The organism is Methylomonas sp. Uni0011, from assembly GCF_056850255.1.
The window spans coordinates 124,047-145,120 of the sequence record NZ_JBVVNO010000006.1 but is presented as its reverse complement, the minus strand read 5'-3'; the positions used below and the strand labels follow the sequence as shown (position 1 = coordinate 145,120).

The 21,074-nt window shown below is 56.1% G+C and carries 22 protein-coding genes and 1 tRNA gene; 9 read left to right on the top strand and 14 right to left on the bottom strand.

The features are described 5' to 3' along the window. The first annotated feature begins 22 nt into the window (after positions 1-22). The gene (locus AC0IM9_RS10225; RefSeq protein ID WP_482803918.1) at positions 23-568 is read left to right on the top strand and encodes a globin family protein; all 546 of its coding nucleotides are present in this window, start codon (positions 23-25) and stop codon (positions 566-568) included. A 25-nt stretch (positions 569-593) separates the two neighbouring features. Here AC0IM9_RS10225 and AC0IM9_RS10220 read toward each other — a convergent pair whose 3' ends face one another. The 4 genes from AC0IM9_RS10220 to AC0IM9_RS10205 form a co-directional block, all read right to left on the bottom strand. After that, a complete protein-coding gene (locus AC0IM9_RS10220; protein ID WP_482803917.1) occupies positions 594-1,130 on the bottom strand; it encodes a hypothetical protein in 537 nt (178 codons plus the stop codon). A 37-nt stretch (positions 1,131-1,167) separates the two neighbouring features. After that, positions 1,168-2,583 carry a dihydrolipoyl dehydrogenase gene (lpdA, locus tag AC0IM9_RS10215; RefSeq protein ID WP_482803916.1) on the bottom strand — a complete coding sequence of 472 codons (1,416 nt, stop codon included), beginning with the start codon at positions 2,581-2,583 and terminating at the stop codon, positions 1,168-1,170. 209 nt (positions 2,584-2,792) lie between these two features. After that, on the bottom strand, positions 2,793-3,887 hold the full coding sequence (locus tag AC0IM9_RS10210; RefSeq protein ID WP_445371778.1) for a phosphatidylinositol-specific phospholipase C: 1,095 nt from the start codon (positions 3,885-3,887) through the stop codon (positions 2,793-2,795). A gap of 309 nt (positions 3,888-4,196) precedes the next feature. Beyond that, entirely contained in the window at positions 4,197-4,871 is a 675-nt protein-coding gene (locus AC0IM9_RS10205; protein ID WP_482803915.1) for a laminin B domain-containing protein, read from the bottom strand. A gap of 305 nt (positions 4,872-5,176) precedes the next feature. Between AC0IM9_RS10205 and AC0IM9_RS10200 the strand changes: the two genes are divergently transcribed. Continuing rightward, positions 5,177-5,253 (top strand) — tRNA-Pro (locus AC0IM9_RS10200). Between the two features lie 125 nt (positions 5,254-5,378). Here AC0IM9_RS10200 and tmpT read toward each other — a convergent pair. Further along, positions 5,379-6,026, bottom strand: coding sequence for a thiopurine S-methyltransferase (gene tmpT / locus AC0IM9_RS10195; protein ID WP_482803914.1), 648 nt, complete (start codon positions 6,024-6,026; stop codon positions 5,379-5,381). 133 nt (positions 6,027-6,159) lie between these two features. Here tmpT and AC0IM9_RS10190 point away from each other — a divergent pair, with 133 nt between their 5' ends. After that, a complete protein-coding gene (locus AC0IM9_RS10190) occupies positions 6,160-6,582 on the top strand; it encodes a helix-turn-helix domain-containing protein (protein ID WP_482803913.1) in 423 nt (140 codons plus the stop codon). Between the two features lie 32 nt (positions 6,583-6,614). Here the strand turns inward: AC0IM9_RS10190 and AC0IM9_RS10185 are convergent, their stop codons facing one another. Next, positions 6,615-7,157, bottom strand: a complete 543-nt coding sequence (locus tag AC0IM9_RS10185; protein ID WP_482803912.1) for a glutathione peroxidase — start codon at positions 7,155-7,157, stop codon at positions 6,615-6,617. A 52-nt stretch (positions 7,158-7,209) separates the two neighbouring features. Further along, positions 7,210-9,207, bottom strand: a complete 1,998-nt coding sequence (locus AC0IM9_RS10180; protein WP_482803911.1) for a methyl-accepting chemotaxis protein — start codon at positions 9,205-9,207, stop codon at positions 7,210-7,212. Positions 9,208-9,590: 383 nt separating this feature from the next. Between AC0IM9_RS10180 and AC0IM9_RS10175 the strand changes: the two genes are divergently transcribed. From AC0IM9_RS10175 to fliW, 3 genes are all read left to right on the top strand, one after another. Next, the gene (locus AC0IM9_RS10175; RefSeq protein ID WP_482803910.1) at positions 9,591-11,756 is read left to right on the top strand and encodes a zeta toxin family protein; all 2,166 of its coding nucleotides are present in this window, start codon (positions 9,591-9,593) and stop codon (positions 11,754-11,756) included. Between the two features lie 86 nt (positions 11,757-11,842). Beyond that, positions 11,843-12,577: a VPLPA-CTERM sorting domain-containing protein gene (locus AC0IM9_RS10170; protein ID WP_482803909.1), complete on the top strand. Its 735-nt coding sequence runs from the start codon at positions 11,843-11,845 to the stop codon at positions 12,575-12,577. A 289-nt stretch (positions 12,578-12,866) separates the two neighbouring features. Beyond that, the gene (gene fliW, locus AC0IM9_RS10165; RefSeq protein ID WP_140912762.1) at positions 12,867-13,325 is read left to right on the top strand and encodes a flagellar assembly protein FliW; all 459 of its coding nucleotides are present in this window, start codon (positions 12,867-12,869) and stop codon (positions 13,323-13,325) included. A 42-nt stretch (positions 13,326-13,367) separates the two neighbouring features. Here the strand turns inward: fliW and panD are convergent, their stop codons facing one another. From panD to pcnB, 5 genes are all read right to left on the bottom strand, one after another. Next, positions 13,368-13,748: an aspartate 1-decarboxylase gene (gene panD / locus AC0IM9_RS10160; protein WP_140912763.1), complete on the bottom strand. Its 381-nt coding sequence runs from the start codon at positions 13,746-13,748 to the stop codon at positions 13,368-13,370. A gap of 98 nt (positions 13,749-13,846) precedes the next feature. Beyond that, positions 13,847-14,698: a pantoate--beta-alanine ligase gene (panC, locus tag AC0IM9_RS10155; RefSeq protein WP_482803908.1), complete on the bottom strand. Its 852-nt coding sequence runs from the start codon at positions 14,696-14,698 to the stop codon at positions 13,847-13,849. Positions 14,699-14,701: 3 nt separating this feature from the next. Next, a complete protein-coding gene (gene panB / locus AC0IM9_RS10150; RefSeq protein ID WP_140912765.1) occupies positions 14,702-15,511 on the bottom strand; it encodes a 3-methyl-2-oxobutanoate hydroxymethyltransferase in 810 nt (269 codons plus the stop codon). Beyond that, on the bottom strand, positions 15,508-16,011 hold the full coding sequence (gene folK, locus AC0IM9_RS10145) for a 2-amino-4-hydroxy-6-hydroxymethyldihydropteridine diphosphokinase (RefSeq protein WP_482803907.1): 504 nt from the start codon (positions 16,009-16,011) through the stop codon (positions 15,508-15,510). Before folK ends, panB begins: the two co-directional genes overlap by 4 nt. After that, the gene (gene pcnB / locus AC0IM9_RS10140; protein WP_260839333.1) at positions 16,008-17,360 is read right to left on the bottom strand and encodes a polynucleotide adenylyltransferase PcnB; all 1,353 of its coding nucleotides are present in this window, start codon (positions 17,358-17,360) and stop codon (positions 16,008-16,010) included. The genes folK and pcnB overlap by 4 nt, the downstream gene beginning before the upstream one ends. A 273-nt stretch (positions 17,361-17,633) precedes the next feature. Between pcnB and AC0IM9_RS10135 the strand changes: the two genes are divergently transcribed. Genes AC0IM9_RS10135 through AC0IM9_RS10125 form a run of 3 tightly spaced genes read left to right on the top strand, consistent with a single transcriptional unit; the run spans position 17,634 to position 18,725 of the window. Next, positions 17,634-17,813, top strand: a complete 180-nt coding sequence (locus AC0IM9_RS10135) for a hypothetical protein (RefSeq protein WP_140912768.1) — start codon at positions 17,634-17,636, stop codon at positions 17,811-17,813. Further along, entirely contained in the window at positions 17,814-18,278 is a 465-nt protein-coding gene (locus AC0IM9_RS10130) for an RDD family protein (protein ID WP_482803906.1), read from the top strand. 60 nt (positions 18,279-18,338) lie between these two features. Continuing rightward, entirely contained in the window at positions 18,339-18,725 is a 387-nt protein-coding gene (locus AC0IM9_RS10125) for a hypothetical protein (protein WP_140912770.1), read from the top strand. A gap of 78 nt (positions 18,726-18,803) precedes the next feature. Here AC0IM9_RS10125 and lptG read toward each other — a convergent pair whose 3' ends face one another. Then, complete coding sequence (gene lptG, locus AC0IM9_RS10120) at positions 18,804-19,871, bottom strand: LPS export ABC transporter permease LptG (RefSeq protein ID WP_140912771.1); 1,068 nt, start codon at positions 19,869-19,871, stop codon at positions 18,804-18,806. Further along, the gene (gene lptF, locus AC0IM9_RS10115) at positions 19,868-21,004 is read right to left on the bottom strand and encodes an LPS export ABC transporter permease LptF (RefSeq protein WP_278210343.1); all 1,137 of its coding nucleotides are present in this window, start codon (positions 21,002-21,004) and stop codon (positions 19,868-19,870) included. Before lptF ends, lptG begins: the two co-directional genes overlap by 4 nt. Positions 21,005-21,074: the final 70 nt, after the last annotated feature.

Sequence of the window (21,074 nt, the reverse complement as noted above, 5' to 3'; positions counted from 1 at the left end):
TCAACCGTGCCAGGAGACAGCCATGAGCGCAACCGTAGCCCCGCAAATTCAATCGATGCGCACCGCTCTCAGCGACGCCAATTGGGTCGGCCGCATCGTCGACGTGTTTTACGCCAAGATGCTCGACGACTACCGCATCAACCGCTTCTTTTTCAGCAAACCGGCATCCGAACAAACCGCGGCGCTAAAGACTTACCTCAAGGCTTATTTCAGCAGCTTCAATAGCAAAGACGCAGCGGTTCTGGAAGCGCTGGACCAGTATTTCACGGTGGCTTTTGCCCGCACCAACGCCAAGCCCAGCCTGGTCACCGGCAACGATTTCGCATTTTTGCTGGACATTATCGGCGGTCAGGAAATCAGAACCATCACACTGCTATGTCCAGCGCACAGCTTCCTGATCAAGCTGGGACCGGATGACTTCCATTACGACATTGTGATGGAACATCTGAACGCAACCCTGCAGCAATTGAACGTCGCCGACGATCTGGCTTACCAAATTTTGGCCTTGGCCGAAAAAGGCCGAAACGGATTGCTTGCGCGCGGCAGCGAAGCCAAAAAAGCCGCCTGACGCACTAATCGTCGGTACGGCAACCTCAGCGCAAAATATCGTCGCCTGAGGTTCTGGCGTAATCTTCCGGGAAAGCGGTTTGGATATGAATTTCTTCGCGACTGCTACCCGGCAGTTTGCAAACCAGGATAAACAACTGCACGATAAAGCCGTCGCCCTTGTGGGTGGATAGCCAGTCGAACGACGTTTGGGCGCCCTTGGTTTTCGGACGATACACAGTGAAGATGTCGAAATCGCGCCCTTTGCGTAATACGACGCCGCGAATTTCGACCTTTTTGCATTGCGGATTGTTGAGCTTGGCCAACTCAATCTGGCCCGGCACCGAATTCAACACCTCGTGTACGGCCTGGATCAGGTGTTTGCGAGAACCGAGTAGAATCGAATCTTTCGCCGGTAACTTGGCGCCGCCGCGCGAGAAAAAATCCTCGCGCGCCTCGGTGTGTAGCGAGATGGCGTGACCGGGCTTGGCGACAGCGGCGGCCAAGTCGGGCCGCGGCCGGCCCTCGCTGTCGCACAATATCCGGTGAACTTCGTCCAGGCCGTAGGGACGGTTATAAGCCATCGCTTGATTCCTTTCCGAAAACCGGCCGGCCCGAACTTTACTTCTTCACGTACAAGTCGGTGATCGTGCCTTCGATCATCTCCGCCGCGAAGGCAAAGGTTTCCGACAGGGTCGGATGCGGATGGATGCTGAGGCTGATGTCGGTGGCATCGGCGCCCATTTCCAACGCCAACACCGCTTCGGCCACCAATTCGCCGGCGCCGGGACCGGTAAAACCGGCACCGAGAATGCGGCCTGTGGCTTTATCGGTCAGGATTTTGGTCAAGCCTTCGCTGCGGCCCAAGGCCAGCGAACGGCCGGACGCGGCCCAGGGGAAGGTGGCTTTGTCGTATTCGACGCCTTGTTGTTGGGCCTGGGTTTCGGTTAAACCCATCCAGGCCACTTCCGGGTCGGTGTAAGCCACCGACGGAATGGTCAGCGCGTCGAAACCGGCTTTGTGGCCGGCAATGGTTTCGGCGGCAATCTTGCCTTCGTGAGTGGCTTTGTGTGCCAGCATCGGGTTGCCGACAATGTCGCCGATCGCAAAAATATGGCTAACGTTGGTGCGGCCTTGTTTGTCGACCGGAATGAAACCGCGCTCGTCGACATTGACGCCGGCCTTGTCGGCATCGATCAGCTTGCCGTTGGGGCGGCGACCGACCGCGACCAATACCGCGTCGAAGGTTTCGCTTTCCGGCGCGTCTTTGCCTTCCATCGCCACCTTAATGCCGGCATCGGTGGCTTCCATAGCCTTGACGCTGGTTTTCAGCCACAGGTTGTCGTACTGCTTTTTGATCTTGCGTTGCAGCGGCGTGACCAAATCCTTGTCGCAGCCGGGGATGATCTGGTCCATCAGCTCGACCACGCTGATTTTCGAACCCAATGCATGGTAAACCGTCGCCATTTCCAGGCCGATGATGCCGCCGCCGACGATCAGCAGTTTCTCCGGCACGCTGCTCAGACTCAACGCGTCGGTGGAGTCCCAAACCCGCGGATCGTCGTGCGGGAAGCCGGGAATTTTGGTCGGCTGCGAGCCGGCGGCGATGATCGCGTTGTCGAAAGTCACGGTCTGGATACCGGACTCGTTGGTCACGGTCAGGCTGTTGGCGCCGGCGAATTTGCCCTCGCCGTGAATCACCGTCACCTTGCGCTGTTTAGCTAGTTTGGCCAGACCGCCGTTCAGGGTTTCGGTCACGCTCTGCTTCCAGCTTCTGACTTTGTCCAGATCGATTTGCGGCTTGCCGAAACTAACGCCGTGCGCGGCCATGTCCTCGGCTTCGTGGATGATTTGCGCGACGTGCAACAATGCCTTGGACGGAATGCAGCCGACGTTCAGACAAACGCCGCCCAATACCGGATGGCGTTCGACCAAGACCACTTGCTTGCCCAAATCGGCGGCGCGAAACGCCGCGGTATACCCGCCCGGGCCGCCGCCCAAAACCAGAACTTCGGCGTGAGTTTGTGTATTGCTCATGAAATGGAACTCCCTGAATGGTGAAATCGGTTACCGCCGCCTTCGGCAAGCTGGCGCATAGCGTATGCGACGATTTTACCGGTTACCGCGCAGGATAGAAAATTAATCGACCCCGGCCAAGAATCCGCTGATTCGGCAGGGGCGATTGGACGGGAATTCGGGACGGTAGCCGCAGCTCGGTCGACCTGCGGCGCTTGCTGCCAAAGACCCTATTTATTCATCGCGATGATGTTGTTAATCAAGCTCTTGCCCGGAAAATCCATCATCACCATACCGATCCGCTTGCTGACCCGGATATTGAGATTCAGGGTTTGGTAAACCTGATTCAATGCGGCGTAATTGGTACGCAGATTGCGCAAAAATTGGCTGCTCAGCGGATTGGTACCGAGAAAGGCGATCGAACACAGCTTGCCCAGGCAATTCACCCGCGGAAAATCCGGATAGGTGTTGGGATTGGTCAACGTGGTCAAGCCGGTCATCAACTGCGGCGCATCGGTTTGCGGCGAACTTTTGCCGCTGGCGGCGAAGTACGGAAAACCGCCGGTGGAACCGGTCAGACAGCGGTTAATATAGATTTTGTCCTGGTCGCCACTGGCGGCCGCCATGAATTGGGTCCTGGCCTTTTCCCAAACCCCGTACAAGTCCCAATTGCTATTTAAAGGGCAGTCGTCCGGCGCAGTACCCTGCCGCTCCAGCTCCCTGAAGTTGATACCCTGCCGGGTCGATTCCGCGAAGTTTTGCAGCAGCACGACCTTGCCGCGTACCGTGCCTAGCGCCGGATTGAAGTTGCCGCCGGGTTGCCAGAACAGGCCGGGATATTTGGCGGTAATCGCGTCGTAGGTCTGACGGAATTCGCGGGTATTGCCGGTCGGAGTCGATTCTTCCTTGACCCGCATCACCACAGTTTCGCCGGGGTGTTGCGTCAAAAACGCCTGCACCGCGTCGAGTACGTCGGTAAAACTGGCTTTTTGGTAAACCGTTCCGTGGTAAATCAAAAAGTTGTTGTTGACGTGGCGGCAACGGATATCCAATACCCGGATGCCGGCTTCGAGTTGCTCGCGCAGATCCATGGATTGGGTTTGCGGAACATCGCCGCCGTACAAAGACATCGTGTCGTGAGTACCCGGTAAGGATAGCTGGCTTAGTTTCAGCGTATCCGGCAGTTCGGCCAGCCAGTCCGGGTTGTAGGCGCCGTTGTCGGCGTCGTGGGAATAGGCTTCGCGGTCGATCACGGTGGCGGCTTCGGCGTTGACGGCGACCAGGCCGGCGATGGCGAATGCGGTTAGCGTGGCGGTGAATTTCATGGCTATCTCCTGGTTTTGGTTATCGGGTGCCGAAGTTCAACTTCGGTTAACCGATAACAGTCAAACCGCGTGCCAATACAGCAAGTACAACCCAGGATATTGATTTATATCGCTTATTTTAGATTCAGCGCGGAATTTTCCGCAGCAGACGTATTCCATGCTGCACGAAATACCGTAGATCTACCTTATGTCGTGCGACTCCTTTCCAGAAATAGTCGCAATCAATCGGCTTGCCGAAGCGGGGAAAGGGCGCTATTTGGCTCATGCTTTTCGACCCCAGCGTTGCAGATCAATTCTTTCCGCCTAGCGCTAGCGTTTCAGGCGGGCGGACCGCCAAAAACCGCAGAGCCCCCATCCAAATAGCCAGAAAGCCCCCGGCAACGGCACAGTTTGCAACACCACATTATCCAATCCGGCGGTTTCGACAATACCGTTGGTAAATTCACCGTGGATGTATAGCCCGCTCAAATTGGATAGCACATTGCGGAAGTCGTTTTCACTGGCAAAGCCGCCGGTCGAGGTACCCAACCTCCATTCGGACGACGGCGTAAAGCTCAAACCAATGTGCGTCCAACCACTATTGGGTACGATGTCTGGATTGCGCTTCCAAAGCAAGCGTAGGCCATTCCCGACCAACATGACGTCGGTAGTCTGCCAATTTACGTCGCCGTTGCGGTAGGTCAAATCATAGGACAGACCGGTGGCCGCCGACTGAGCCCCCAGAAATGCGCCCGGCGCGGAAAAGGTAAAGTCGCCGGCATCCGGGTCGTTTGCGGCAAGATAGTTGCCAGGGTTGCCGCCGCCGGTCATGAAACTGGGCTGGTATTGACCGACAATCCTGTAGTCGTTCTGGCTAAAATCGGCAAAGCTGACGATTTGCCAGCTCTCGCTGTCGACATCGAACGAACTGGTCACACTGGCTTGCGCCGGTTGCAAAATCAGCGCGAACACAACGTTAAAATAGAATAGACGGGCTAGTTTCATCTTCACTTCTCCCAGGGCAAACAACCCGGTATTTTCGTTAGCGTTAATCCGCGCCAGCGCAGACTAACAGCCGCAGTCAGGCACGCTCTCGTGAAATATTAGCAGGCTGTCGAAATTAGTTGGTACCGATTCCAAATAAATACCAATGCCGAAAGCCTCCACGGGCGACCATTTTCAAACCATCCTTTCGCCGCCTACGGTCCCGCCCTTAACCGACAACCGCGGAAAATTAAGGCCGCAGCGCGCGCGTCACGTAAAAAATTACATGTCGGTTTTAACGGTCTTTGTTAAAATATTCGACGTTACGGAGTGTAGCTCAGCTTGGTAGAGCACTGCCTTCGGGAGGCAGGGGCCGGAGGTTCGAATCCTCTCACTCCGACCAAATTTTCCGCAGATTTACCCTCGGTTTCGTTTGCCATGAAACCGGCCCCCGCCATTCGACCTCCCCGGAAATGGATAAAGCTTTCAGCCTTGGCTGAGCATCATGATCGAATACAAGCGCCCTATCTACTGCGCATCCGGTTTTTCGATTAACCAAGTCGTTTCTCGCGCTGGCACCTTACCTTTCAAGCCGCCTTCAACTACAGTGCAGGCCAACGGCGTCAAGCGGAAATTGCCGGCATAAAGGTCGCGCACTTCGTCGGCAGCCACAGAAAACGGCGGGCCTTCCGCCAGCATTTGGTCGTATTCGTATGCCACCAACAACTGCGGCGCGGCGCCAGTCAAGCCAGTCAGATGGGCTGCGTATTTTTGCCGGATTTCGGCGGGCAAAGCGACTAAAGCGGCACGGTCGTAAACCGCGTCTACCGGACCGAGCAGGTCAGCCGACAGCTCGAAAATATCACCGACGAACAGGTCGATGTTACCCGCCCGATAATGCCATAGCGGGCCGGCCGATTGAGTTTGCGGCGCCAGTTCCAGTTCGTCGAACAATTCCTCGACCGCGATCTTGCTCAATTCCGCGCCGGCGACGCGGAAACCGGATGCCAGCAACCAGGCGATGTCGCGGGTTTTACCGCACAAGGGCAGCATTACCCGGCTGCCGATCGCCAAATTCAATTTACCGAAATGGGCCACCAATAACGGGTTGGCCTGTTGCTGATGAAAGCCGATTTCGCGGCGCTCCCATTTTTGGTGCCAAAAAGTCGCATCCATGTTTTCTCCTCACGGGTTCGGGGTCATTGCCATGCCGCCGCGTTGCATCGGGCATTGCGGCGCATGGGGTTCCAGCTCAGAATACGAGCTCAAGCCGACTTTAAGTCAAGTATTAATTTCGAAAGGAAAGCGGATGGATATTGCCGAAGTTGCACGGATTTCCGGATTGCCGGCGTCCACGTTGCGGTATTACGAGGAAAAAGGCCTGATCCGCTCCAGCGGCCGGGTCGGCCTGCGGCGGCAGTTCGATAACGCAACGTTGCAAAAGCTGGGGCTGATCGCTTTGGGCCGGCGCGCCGGGTTGTCGCCGGACCAGATTGCCACGATGTTCTCCGCCGACGGGACGAACATCGACCGCGATGTGTTGCGCACTCAGGGGCTTGAATCGGATCGCAGAATCCAGGAATTGACCGCGACTCGCGACGGTTTGCTTCATGCCGCGGACTGCAACGCGGCCAGCCATTTCGAGTGCCCGAAGTTTTTACGCTTGCTGAAAACTTCTACGCATAAGGCAGGAACAGGCCGAATCGGGAAAAACTTCAAGCACGGCGACTAGCGCGCCGCAAAGTTTTCCCGACCCGCACGGAATCAATGCCTGGACAGCAATTCGCCGATTTTGGCGTCCAATTGCTCCGGCGTGGTGTTGCTGGGGAAAGCCGAGATTAGTTCGCCGTTACGGCCGATCAGATATTTATGAAAGTTCCATTGCGGCGCCTGGCCGCCGGCCTCGGCCAGTTTCCGGAAGAAGAGGTTGGCATTGGCGCCGGTCACCGCGCTTTTCTCCAGCATCGGGAAGGTCACGCCGTAATTGATGTAACAAACTTTCGCGGTTTTTTCGGCCTCGTCGAATTCCTGATTGAAGTCGTTGGACGGAAAGCCCACCACTGCCAAGCCGCGATCCTTGTATTTTTGATATAGCGCTTCCAGACCTTTGAATTGCGGGGTGTAGCCGCAATTACTGGCGGTGTTGACCGCCAGAACCAGTTTGCCCCGGAAGGCTTGGCAAAAGTCGATTTGTTCGGTGGATCGCAACCGGGCCATTTTAAAGTTCAGCAAGTCCGCGCAGGTTTCGGCGCCGAACGCCGGCAGCGCCACGCCGCAAATACTTAGCAATAACATAAAGGTTTTCATAGTCGTGCTCCGCTGTAACCAGGCAGGCCAGTTTACCGGGCTGCCCGGCAAGTCAAGCGCCGATCTTGAACTGGTTAATCAAACCGTTCAGATTTTCCGCCAGCCGATTCAGATGACTGGCGGCTTGCGTGGTTTGTTCCGCGCCGGTTGCGGTTTGTTCCGACAGGCTGGTGATGTGGATGATATTGCGGTTGATTTCCTCGGTGACGGCGCTTTGCTGTTCCGAAGCGCTGGCGATCTGCAAATTCATCGCGTCGATCGTCGCTACCGAGCGGCTAATCGATTCCAACATCTGCATGGCATCTTGCGAGCGCTCGACGCCGATCTGGGCTTGATTACAGCTCTGCTGCATCACCCTGACCGCCTCGCGCGTACCGCTTTGCAATTGGGCGATCATGTTTTCTATCGTTGCAGTGGATTCTTGGGTCCGGCTGGCCAGGCTGCGCACCTCGTCGGCTACCACCGCGAAACCGCGGCCGTGCTCGCCGGCTCTGGCCGCTTCGATTGCCGCATTCAATGCCAGCAGATTGGTCTGTTCGGCGATGCTTTTGATCACATCCAACAACGCGCCGATCGATTCGCTGCTCTTTTCCAGATTTCGAATCACGTTAGCGGCCGCTTCGACGTCGCGCGCCAGTTGGCTGATGGCCTGGGTAGTGCCTTGCACCACATTTTTGCCGTTTTTGGCTTGTTCGTTGGCGCTGCTCGCCGCTTGCGCCGCATTGTTGGTAGTAGACGCCACTTCGTGGATCGTCGCGCTCATTTCGGTGACCGCCGTCGCCACCGAAGCGGTTTCCTGGCGCTGGCGATCGATGTGGGCAGCACTTTGGTTAGCAACGCTATAGACTTGCTCAGAAGACACACGCAAGTCGGTACTGGTGAGCATGATCTCGCGTAGCAGGGCCGAGCTGGTTTCGACCATCGCATTGAAGTTTTTGCCGATTTCGCGCATTTCGTCTGCGGAATCGATAGCCAGGCGTACCGTCAAATCGTTTTTGGCGATGCGCTGGGTTGCACTATTGATCAGCGCGATATTCCGGTTAACCGAACGGGTCAACCCGGCCAGCAGCAGCACGACGACGAACAGCACGCCGGCCACGCCAGCCACGGTAAACTGCAAAGATTGGTTAGCCGCGTCGGCACGGGCTGCGAACAGCGCACTCAGTTCGTGAATCAGACCGTCGTAAAGTCGGTAAGACTGGGTGATGGCTTCGGTCGCAGTCTGAAACACGCTGTCGCTACCGACGTTGACGGTCTCGCTTTCCAGCAATTCGCGGCGGATTAAATCCTGCATTGCTGTCAAGGCCTGGTTATGGTTTTGGATCAAGCTCTGCAGTTTGGCGCCGACCGCGGGATTTTCGGCAGCCGCCACCCTTAGGCCACTATCCAGCTTATGGGCATAGGTGCCGATATTGGCCATCGAAAGCAGCAGTTTATTTTTCGCTTCGGGGCTGAGTTGGCCTTTCGCCGCAACACCGGAAGCCAGCGCTCGGGTTTGGCCCATGAATTCGATCAGTTGCGGTAAATCCGCCGTCAGCGCGAAACCCAGATGAAAGCTGTCCAGCTTCGGATCGAGGATGATGCCGGACGTATTGGCGATATGGGTGATCAAATCCAGACCATCGGCAATCAAGTTATTGTGGGCTCCTATCACTGCGCTCAGTTCCTGATCCATCGCGTTGGTTTGGACTGTTTCCCATTGCTGCTTGAGTTTGTCCAACCGCTCCGCGGTTCTCAGGAGGGAAGTTGCCGTTTGGTCCAGCCGCGCCAACTCGGTGAAATCGGCGTTGATCTCCTGGCGCTTGCCGACGATACGTTCCTTGAACTGTCCGGCGCCGTTGCGGTAAGCGTTAGTCATGCCCCGGTGCTGTTGAATATGCTCGATCGGCAATCTCAGCAGCTTGATATAGTCCAGGCCCAGCCGCTCGCCTTGCAGATATTCGGCTTCGCCGACAAATTGCTTGACCAAAATACTGCCCATCGCCAGCATCGGGATCAAGACTATCAAGAACAACAACGTGAATTTGGCCGGATAACTCAGTCTATTCATCAGCGTCACGGCCGGAGCAATCAAAAAATCCATAAATTAAGCCCATGTAATTAATTGCTGCCAAGTATAGGCAAGGATTGTTCCGAACGTATTCGCAGCCGACAAATTTAGATGCTAACCCAACGCTGAGCAGCCGGCCGCCAATCCCGCATAATTAGACTGGTTTTATCGCATCGGCAGCCCCTCGACCGAAACGCGCAAAGTCAGTCGACTCAAGACCAGCCGACATGACCCGGCACCGAGCCATCCGGCTTCTTTCCGCAGGAAGCGATGGGGTATGGCAAGATACGCATCGGGCAATTGATTTCTGCCGGCAAACCACGTAATTTTCAGCTCCGGCGACGGCCGAATCCCAATCGAAAAAAATAATAAGAGGGTAAAACATGTCAAACCCCTGCCGGACCCTGCCGGGTTACCGCCCATTAAAACGCTTGCGTACTGCGCTGGCGATTGCCCAGGGCACCAGCTTGCTGTCCACGCTATTGAACGAATTGGAAACCACGGTTTCTCACGATCAGACCAAACGGGTCACCTACATGACCGGTTTATATTCGCGGATTCACCGCGAAATGTTCAGCGACTGGAAAGAACAGCCCACGGTCCCGCACCGCCCCGGCACGATGCCGGAGGCCGATAAGCGCAAGCAATTCCGGATCGCCATCGAGCGCTTGGTGCTCGACGGCGACAGCAATCGCGACAGTGCGATTTTCGACAACAACGGTTTTGTTATTTACAGCGAAGACATCGCCGAGCGGCTGGCGAGCTTTTACCACTCGTTAAGGGTAATCAGGCCATTTGCTTACGGCAACCGGATCACACTGGACTTCTTTATCACCGCATTAGGCAATCTGCCGGCCTTCAAAGCGGTTTACGACCAAGGCATCGATTTCCGCCGCCTGACCGCGGAAGACGCTCGGGTGTTACACAATCACGCCAGCCAGCACCGGGCATTGAGCCGAGCCTTCCAACACGCGCTGGATTGTACCCGGACCAAACACCTGCGCAATCACGCCAACCGCTACGGCAGATGGCCGGAGAACAAGCGCTTTTTGCTCGGCATTCCATTTCTGTCCCACACCACACCGGACGGCATCGAATGCCTGCTCACCGTCACAGGCGGCCTGGTGCCGTTGTCGAGCATTTCAGCCGAGCAACTGATCGCCGGCCAGCATTTCGCGGACAACCCGCTCAGTGTGTCGGAACACGTGATCGGTTATCTGCCCGGCACCGAGGACTTGCGCGCGCCGGGCAAGACCGAGGTCGACGCGATTCCGGTCCGTAGCGATGGGATTGCGCCTTTGTTTTGCCTGGACGTCAACATGTTGACCGGTTTGCGCTCGCCGAGTCAGGCCGAACTGCTCGACCTGCTGCGACAGTGTGGCGGAGAACAGGCTAACTTGTTCTTATTGGCGGACAACCCGTCTTTAAAAGACAAGATGCTGACCGCCGCCCAGCGGGAGACAAGGCTGCGGCGCACGGTGGAAATCGCCTACGACCGGCTTGGCAAAATCAACCGCATCCTGATGGCGGCCTGCGATGCGATCTTTACCGGTAAAACGCCGGCAGCGGAACCGCAGTTTTTAATGAGTATGGGCGGGGCTGGGGCCGGCAAAACCGCGGTAGAGGAAATTGCCGGCGCAATTTGCGGCGATAACTTCGTCATCGCTTCGCTGGACGAATTTCGCAAGCTCAGCGATTTATATCGTCTACTGACCGCCGCCAATCACCACAGCGACGATTACATTTACATCGAACCCTTCGCCAACCGGCTACGCGACCTGGTAGCACAAAGGGCTCGCGAACAACGCATCAACATCTTGTACGACGGCACCGGTATTCCTTACCATCCGCGTTATTCGACGATTATCGGCCAATTCCTGGCGGCCGGTTTTCGCACGCAGATTGCCGCAGTAGACGCTTTCTTGGTGAAGCCGGCCGGCCGGGAGTTGGAGCTATCGCGCTCCGGTGTGGTAGGCAGCGTCAAAACCCGGTTTCACGCGAGCGGCCGCGCCTTGCCTTGGGTTGTGACCATCGACAAGCACATACGCTCGCCGCAAGAGTTTTTGCACGCACTGGAAGACACGGCAGTGTCGAAAATATCGCTGTTCGCCAACGACGGCGAGCGCGACCGGCACTATCTGGTTGCCGAAAGCTTTCTGTTGGACGACGGCGAATTGGATCACCTGCAACAACAGCAGCTGAATGGCAACCTGGCATCACATTTACTCGACTTGACCCGCGCGCATCCCGATTCCACCTTGAAAAGCCTGGCCGGCACTGACGAGCAACGCTTGGCCGGTTTACTGGCACGCAACAGCGACATCGGCGAAGACAACGTCGGCTATTTGGTATACAAGGGCGCCGAAACCAACCGGGTATTGGCGATCTACCATTTGCGCCGGCTAATCGACTTCGTCGAGAAACGCCAACTCAATCCAAACGCATCCGGCGAAGAGGGCTTGCTGCATAAACCGGCCGCATCGGCATTTCACATCGATCCTTACGCAAAGGACTCCTGGGTGACCCGATTGCAAGGCAGCCTCGAATGAAGCCTATTGTCCTTTGGTTCAGTCACAGTTAAGTTTTAGCCCAGTATGATTGTCTGCAACACTTTTTTACTCCTTGGAGACAATCTATGAATGTGACAGCCATTTTCAAAAGCGCGGCGATGGCCGGCATATTAACGTTATCGTCGGCATCCGCGCTGGCCGCGCCGACCAGCTTTAATTTCACCCGCATCACCAGCAACGGCACCGAAGATGTCGGTAGCCAGTTGCAAATGGACGTTTACAACAATACCGACGCCGCGGCATTTTTGAATCAATCCCTGACCAACAAAATCCTGTTTACTTTTGCCAACAGTGCCCAGATCGCTGCCAACATCGCCGAAGTTTATTTCGACGATAGTGGCTTGCTGGCTTCGCAAACCTCGATCTTCAATAGCCTGAGCGGTTTTACCTCTTTCAGCCCGGTAAGCTGGACCAAACCCAACGGAACCTTGAAAAACGTAGTATTGCCGGGCGGCAATAACGCAGTTCCCGGTTTCGCGCCTACGCCTTATTTCGGCGCCAATGTCGACCCGGGCAATCCGAATCTCGGCGTGAATACCAGTTCCGATCTACTAGGAATCCTGGTCTCGCTAAATAGCGGCTACAGTTTCGACGACGTCACGACCGCTCTGACCCGTGGTGCGTTGCGGATCGGTTTGCACGTCAGATCAATCGGCGCGGCGGGCAACAGCGATTCTTTTATCAATAATTTGGCGCCTACCGACACCGTTACCGGCGTGCCGTTGCCGGCAAGCGCCTGGATGTTCTTGAGCGGCGTGGTGGGATTTTTGGGCTGGCAACGCCGCAGAACCCTCGCTTAATTTTCCGCACTCCAGGCATTGAACGGCCCGCTTCTGCGGGCCGTTTTCATTCCCCTTCCCGAATTTCGGCAAACCTTTCTGTTTGAATTTGCGCTTGGCTTTTTCCTGATTTCCTGCCGACAGCTACCGCACAACTCCCGCTAGCGGTACAGCCAGATCAATGCGCATTTTTTCATTGCCGGAAACTCCCGTTTCAGCCCGCGAGATTGCAAATAACCGGCTCCGTGCTATACATTGGTGCGTTAGGCAGAAATTGCCGATTCAGATTTCATTCAACACGGGCGGGACCATGGAAATTCAATCGAAGTTATTAGGCAACCAGGAAATCAATCCGGAAACCATCATCAATTTTCCGCGCGGCCTGCCCGGTTTTGAAGATCAAACCCGTTTCAAACTGTTCCATCAGGAAGGTAGCGAAATCGTATATTGGCTGCAATCGGTGGACAATGAAGACCTGACCTTCTCGGTCGCACATCCTGCCCATTTCAACATCAACTACAACTTTACCGTGACCGATCCCGAGGAAGACTTGCTGCAAGTTGCCCCCGGTGACGAATTGGTAATTCTGATCCTGCTGCATAAGGACAACGAGCAGGAGAACGGCAAACCCACTATCAAGGGTTCGATTAAATCGCCGATCTTGATTAATGCCAACAAACGGATCGGCATGCAAAAGATACTGGTGGCAATAGAGCAGAGCATTACACTGACCGAGAAAGTCAGCGAAATAGACGTATCTGAAGCCTAAAAAGGCTATCGGCCGCCGCATCAACCGCGGCGGCCGATCGAATCAGGCGGCCTGAACAGGAATGGAATGACTGGAATGAGTGATTTTGTTGTTGCCGTCGAAGTAAACCAAAGTCGGCTTGTAGTTTTTCAGTTCCTTCTCGTCGAGACTGGCGAAGGCGCAGACGATAATTAAATCGCCGGGGCATGCCAAACGGGCGGCCGCGCCGTTAATCGAGAAAATGCCCGAGCCCTCTTCGGCACGGATAGCGTAAGTAGTAAAACGCTGGCCGTTGTTGATGTTATAGATATGGATTTGCTCGTATTCCCGGATCCCTGAAAAATCCAAAATCTTGCCGTCGATCGCGCATGAACCCTCGTAGTCCAATTCCGAATTGGTCACGCGGGCGCGATGCAGCTTGGCTTTAAGCATGTTTATGTTCATGGTAAGCAAGTTCCAATACTAGGGCAGGCGATTATGCCTGAAATCGGATTGGCTATCAAATTTAAGCATTAGCATTTTTGCGCGAAAACCCTGCATCTTCAAGCGCTTGGCATACAAAAATACACATTGTCTATCAGGCGGGTAGAACCCAATTTGGCGGCGGCCAACACCACCAGCTCCGTATCGCCGGGTCCGGCCGGCTGTAAGTCGGCGATCCGGCAGACCGAAAAATAATCCACGTTAAATCCGGCCGCTCGCAACGCGTGTTTACCGCCGTCCTCCACCGCTCGATAATCGGCCGCTCCGGCCAGCAAGGTATCGCGGGCTTCAATTAAAGCCCGGTATAAAGCCGGCGCAGTTTGCCGCTGCAGCTCGGTCAAATAACCATTGCGCGAACTCATCGCCAAGCCGTCGGCTTCCCGCACGGTCGCTACACCCTGCACCGTAACCGGAATATTCAAATCGGCCACCATCTGCCGAATCAGAGCCAACTGCTGAAAATCCTTTTCCCCCATCAACAACCAATCCGGTTGAACCATGTTCAACAACTTGCAAACCACCAGGGCGACGCCGTCGAAATGACCGGGCCGGCTGGCACCGCAATGCAAAGCAGATAGCCCCGCAACCGACACCCGGGTTTGCGAAGCCCGCGGATATATTTCGGCGACACCGGGCAAGAACAATAAGTCGGCGCCGCAGGCGGCCAATTTTTCCGTATCCTGGGTTTCGGTGCGCGGGTAGCTGTCGAAGTCTTCGTTCGGGCCGAATTGGGTCGGATTAACGAAAATACTGGCGACAACCCTGTCCGCTTGCGTCTTGGCGGTTTCGACCAAATGAATATGGCCGGCGTGCAGATTGCCCATGGTCGGCACGAAGCCGATGCTCTGGCCGGCTTGCCGCCATTGCCGAATGATTTGCCTTAACTCGGCGACGTTATCGACCGTTTGCATGGATTAGTAGCTGTGTTCCAAACCGGGGAATTGCGCGGCTTTAACCGCCTGATGGTAACGGCCGACAGCGTCTTCTATGCTGGCCGCACCGGCCATGAAGTTGCGGGAGAAGCGGGGCCGATTGCCGGCACCGATGTTGAGCATATCGTACAACACCAGTACCTGACCGTCGCAGTCGACGCCGGCGCCGATACCGATCACCGGAATGCCCAGGGTTTGGCTGATTGTTTTGGCCAGCGCAGCCGGCACGCATTCCAGCACCAACAGCCCGGCCCCGGCTTGTTCCAGTTGCTGCGCCTCTCGCAAGATAGCTTCGGCCTGCGCAGCGTCGCGGCCTTGCACCCGATATCCGCCCAAGCGGTTGACCGATTGCGGCAGTAAACCCAGATGGCCGCAAACCGGCACACCTTGGTCCACCAGAAAACGCACCACGTCGATTTTTGCGCCCTCCAGCTTGACCATCTGCGCCATGCCTTGCTGCATCAAGCGCGCAGCATTGGCCAAGGCTTGGGTTGGTTCGGCGTAGCTGGCAAACGGCAAATCGGCGACGATGAAAGCCCGTTGCGCCGCGCCTGCCACGCACCGGCAATGGTAAGCCATGTCGTCGACCGTGACCGGCACGGTGCTATTGGCACCTTGGATCACCATGCCCAACGAATCGCCGACCAGCAGCACGTCGATTCCGACCTGGTCCAACAGCGCCGAGAAACTGGCATCGTAAGCGGTCAGGCAACTAATCTTCTCTCCGTTACGCTTCATCGCGGCCAAATCGCTGATGGTCAGACTTTTTGCGGTATCGGCGTAAAGTTTCATGGCTCCAGCCTCTGTAAACCGGCCTGAGGGCAAGCAGCCAGTAAGTCCGCCAGCGGCCCGAACCCTGGGATAGGCAAATCGGCCGGCGCGATGTCGGCCAACGGATACAGCACAAACCCCCGTTTCGCCATTTCCGGGTGCGGTACGACCAACTCGGCTTCGGTGATTATGCTTGACCCGTAAAGCAGAATATCCAGGTCCAGCGTCCTTGCCCCCCAGCGAACCAAACGCAAACGGCCATGGGCGGTTTCGATAGCCTGCAATTGGCGCAGCAACTCGGCTGCCTCCAGACTCGTGGATATTTTCATCACCGCGTTGACAAAGTCGGGCTGATCCTGCGGACCAACCGGCGTGCTAAGGTACAGCGGCGAGAAGGCCAATTCGGCGACGCCGGCTAGCGTCGCGATCTCGGTCCGCGCTTGCTTGAGTTGTTCGACCGGATTGTCCAGATTGCTTCCCAGGCCGATATAGGCTTCGACGCCGGGATTCAGCGCCGTCATTGCGGATTGGCGACCGGCTTGGTTCGAGAGCGGTAGCGGCCGGATTTGCGGTTGCGCGGTTTGCCGCCGCCGGATTTGCCGGGCGCAGTCATTTGTTTGCGCAATTCCTCGTCGGCCTCCTGGAACTGCGCCCACCATTCCACCAGTTGCGGATCGGCGCCGCCGGTTTCCGCCCGCAACTGAAAGAAATCGTAAGCCGCCCTGAATTTAGGCTGCTCCAGCAAGCGATACGGCCGGGTGCCGACGGTGCGGGCAAACTTGGGCTGCATGAACCAGACATCGCGCATCGACTGCGTGATGTGCCTGGGCATTGCGGTGATTTTGATTTGCCGCGCCAAAACTTCGTTGGCGGCGTTTTGGTAAGCCAGCGTCTCGTTTTCGCCGTTGCCGATGCGCTTTTGCGCGGCGACCTGCAGCGGCTCCCACAGCAGTGCGGCCAGCAGAAAATAAGGCGTCAGCGTCTTGCCGTCGTTATAGCGCCGGTCGGAGTTTTCCAGCGCTCGAATCAAAAACAGACGCGGAAAGTCCTGTTCCTGGGTAGTCAGACAGCGCTCGGTCTCCGGGAACAAAATTCCGAACAAGCCGTAATGCCGGAGCATTTCGAAGGTTTGCAAACCGTAACCGGCCAAAAACAGCTTTAATACCTCATCGTAAAGCCGGGCGGAGGGAATGCTTTTCAGCAAGTCGGCCTGGGCGTGAATCGGTTTCTCGGTGTCGGGATGCAGCGTAAAGCCCAATTTGACGGCAAAGCGAATGGCTCTGATCATCCGCACCGGATCTTCCCGGTAACGGACTTCCGGATCGCCGATCAGGCGCAACACCCCGGCCGCGTGGTCCTGCATACCGCCGGTGTAATCGACCACCGAAAAATCCCGGATGTTGTAATACAGGGCGTTGACCGTGAAATCGCGACGCCAGACGTCTTCTTCCAACGTTCCGAACACGTTGTCGCGCAGCAAGCGGCCGTCTTCGTGCACCACTTGGCGGTCGGATTCCTCGTTATCGGCGCCGCCGCGAAAGGTGGCGACTTCGATGATTTCCCGGCCGAAGAAGACATGGGCCAAGCGGAAGCGGCGGCCAATAATGCGGCAATTGCGGAATATTTGTTTCACCTGCTCCGGGCTGGCGTTGGTCGCCACATCGAAATCCTTGGGCTCCCGTCCCAGCAGCAAGTCCCGTACGCAACCGCCGACCAGATAGGCTTCGAAATCGGCTTTTTTCAAGCGCGTCAATACCTTGAGTGCGTTCTCGCTGATTTGGGTGCGGGAGATGCAGTGCTCGGAACGCGGATAAATCTTCGCTCTATCGGCAACGACCGGCTCACTGACCGATGGTGCGGCCAAACTCACGGGTGCAAAGATCTTTTTGATGAAGCTAAAAATAATTGTATTCCTTTAATTGATTGAAACCTGCCAAACCGTGTGGCTGCAGCACGCGCAGCTATCAGGCTTTATCATAACACCTCGCCAGAATTAAGCTCAATCGAGCACTTTCTTTTACATTCCCTTGTGTTGAATGTAGAATTCGACCATGCGCCGCGTACCGGCGTAATACCTTGAATACCAGTCAAGCCCGCACCCATTCGTCAGGCCGCGGGCACTTTACTTCGGAGTGTGGAGCGTATGTTTAAAAAGATGTTGCTGGGCTTTGTCGACCGCCCATTGTTCACCAGCCTGTTTGTTGCCGATTTCGCGATCTTGCTGTTCCATCGGCCGCCTTTCGTGTTTTCCATCGCCATGGTCGGCGCATTGGTCGGAATGAGCATGTACATGGGACAAAAACTGGCCCTGTTCGAACAATAATTGCGCAGAGCAAATCCACCGAGCCAACCCGAACCCGGCACCGCTGCCATAGCGAGGCCGGGTTTTTTACGCCGCATGGGAGCCGTCATATACGACGCACTGCTTTTGTTGGCTGTGCTGTTCCTGGCTACTGCACTGGCGCTACCCTTCAACGGCGGCGAGGCTTTCGCGGCAAGCCAAGTGTTGTATCCTATTTATCTATTGACCGTAAGCTTTGCGTTTTACGGCTGGTTTTGGACCCACGGCGGCCAAACCCTAGGCTTAAGGGCCTGGAAAATCAAAGTCGTCTCCGCCAACGCTCAACCTGTCGGCTGGCCGCAAGCCATCCTGCGTTTTTTCAGCGCGCTGTTATCCTGGGCCTGTTTGGGCCTGGGTTTTCTCTGGTGCTTGTTCGACAAGGACCGCCAAGGCTGGCACGACCGCCTGTCCAAAACCCGCGTGGTTTACTGCGAAGAAAAGCGCTGAAGCCAAAATCGGATGTGCTATATTCCCGGCTCCATCTTCTTCATGAGCCGGGAGCACACAATGAAAACAATAACAATAGCCCTATCCCTGTTTGCCGCATTGACCGCCGCCAATGCCGTTGCCGACGTGAAGTTGGCGGACAACGCCAAGCTGCTGGGCAAATGGCAGGTCACTGCCGAATCCCTCGCCCTGGATAGAGAGAAAAAACCGCTCCGAGTAACCTGGGAATTTCAAAAAGACGGCACATTGGTCACCACCGGCGAAGATGCCCGTAGCGGCATCGGCGAAATGACCATTCCGATTAAATACAGCGTGGCCGACGGCTTGATCAAAAAGCAAGTCACTCCGGGCCGGGAAAAATACGAAGACTGCGCCGTCGTGGAACTGGACGAAAAAGATATGGTATTGAAATGTAAATTTCTCTATCTGTTCATGACCCGCAAATAAAACCCGCTTTCGCTCGAGCCGGTTGCCGCAGAGCAACCGGCGCCTTCGGCCGGTTCCTCCACTCACTATGCACCTGCCTTAGCTGGCCCGTTTCACCGCGTACAACGCGCAACAAAACACCAAGGTACTCGGCAACATTGCCATCAACATCGGATTCATGTCGTAAACCAAACCGACATGGCCGGCAATCCGGTCGAAAATATTGAAGGTCATGCCGATCACAATACCCATCATGATCCGCGCTCCGGTACTGACGCCGCGGCCGATGCCGATCACGAACGGCGCCGAGACCATCAACATCACGAAGGTGACGAACGGATTAATTAACCGGCTCCAAAACGCCAGCTCGTAACTTTGCGACTTCTGATTGTTCTGTTTCAGAAAATCGATATACATGAACAGATCGTACAGCGACAGGTTGTCGGAATTGACCACGGCCACTTTCAGCAGATCGGAGTCTATCCCAGAACGCCAAGCCTGCTGTTCCTGAGCGCCGGCGAGTATTTGCTGCGGCGTGACTTCCGAATGTTTGACCCCCTCCAACCGCCATTGCTTGTCGCCGAGAAACTGGGCGTGCTCGGCCTGAGTCACGCGCTGCAGATGTTTATCCTCGCCGACATCGTAAATCCGCACGTCAGCCAATGACCCGTCGTCCAGAATTTTGCGGACATTGATAAAACTGTCGCCTTCCCGCAGCCACATGCCGTATTGGGACCGCATCACCACGCCGTCGTGCAACGCCGTCGTTTTCAGCAACTGCGCGGCGCGTTCGCAAGGCGGCGCGACGAATTCGCCGACCAGGACCGCTACCACCACCAGCACCAGCCCGGCCAGCATAATGGTGCGGATGATCCAGGCCACCGACAGTCCGGCACCGCGCATCGCGACGATTTCCCGGTTGTTAGCCATCGCCCCGACCACGAACAGGCTACCCAACAGCGCCGAAGACGGCACCAACTCGTAAAATACCCGCGGCGAAGTCAAGGTCAGAAACCACAAAATGGTCTGCAAATTGTAGCCGCCCTGGCCCAGGTCCTTTAATTCGTCGCTGAAGCTGAACAGATTGAACAAGGTCAACAACAAAATCACCGCCACCAGCGATCCTTTCACGACTTCCTTGACGATATAAAGCGTTAACACATTCATCCGGCAACCTTTCCTGTCAGACTTTGCAAGCACCAGCGCCAACCGTACAGGCGGATCAGCATCGCTATCCCCAGTAACAATAACGCCGTATCCACCCAAAAATAACCGACCCAAGCCGGCAACGCGCCGCTGATGACCCAACTATGATTGACCCGCTGCAGGTTGCCGTAGACGAAGTAAATGCCGAAGGCGACCAGCATGCTGCCGTAGATGCCGCCGCGCGGCGACAGTTTGGCCAGCGGCACCGCCAGAATCGCCAGCAACACCACCCCCAGCGGCGTATTCAAGCGGTCTTGAACTTCCGCAATGTCGCGCAATTCCGGCGACACCCATAAGGCCCGGGTCGGGATCGCCTCCCGGCCCAGACTCAACACCGTGACTTTCTTTTCGATCAATACCGAATATTCCTGGAAGGCTTCGATCACGAAATCCTTATTGCCGGGTACGCCCATCACCCGCTGGCCGTTTTCCAACACTAAATACAAACCGCCCGGCAGATTTTTCAGCCAACCCGATTCGGCATTGACCACGCCGAGCTTGCCGCCCTGCTTGTTTTGCACAAACACATGGTGCATGCGGCCTTCGTCGTCCACCGTTTCGGTATAGAAAATCAATTCGCCGTCGCTGTATTCGCTGAAACGGCCAGCGGAAATACCGCGGATATCGGCATTTTGCTTGTCCTGGTGCATCAATTGTTCGGTTCGCGCCTCGGCCCACGGCGCCGCGAACATCGACAGCCCTACGCCGACCAGGCTGAGCGGAACCACCAGCAAGAATACCGACCGGTAAATCGTGAACGCCCCGCCGCCGGCCGAGGAAATGGCCGACATTTCCTGTTCTCGGTACATTCGTCCCAACACCATCAACACCGCCATGAACAAGGCGGCCGGTAAAAACGCCGTGGTGGCAATCACGATTTTCATGCCCAGCAAGGTCATCACCGTCTCATTGGCGATATTACCCTCAATGGCCTGCGCCAGCACCCGAATGAATTTGCGGCTGACGATAATCACCACCAGCACGGTCAGCACCGCCGTGACCGTGAAAAACAACTCCTTGATGATCATTTTATCCAGCACGGTCAACAGCCGAAACGGCCGGCCGGAACTGGGCATTGTGCGCTCGACGCTCAAAGACTCTCTCCCGATATTCTCATGTATAATCGGTCGCAATACCGCTGCAACCGGCAGAAACCCTCAATCC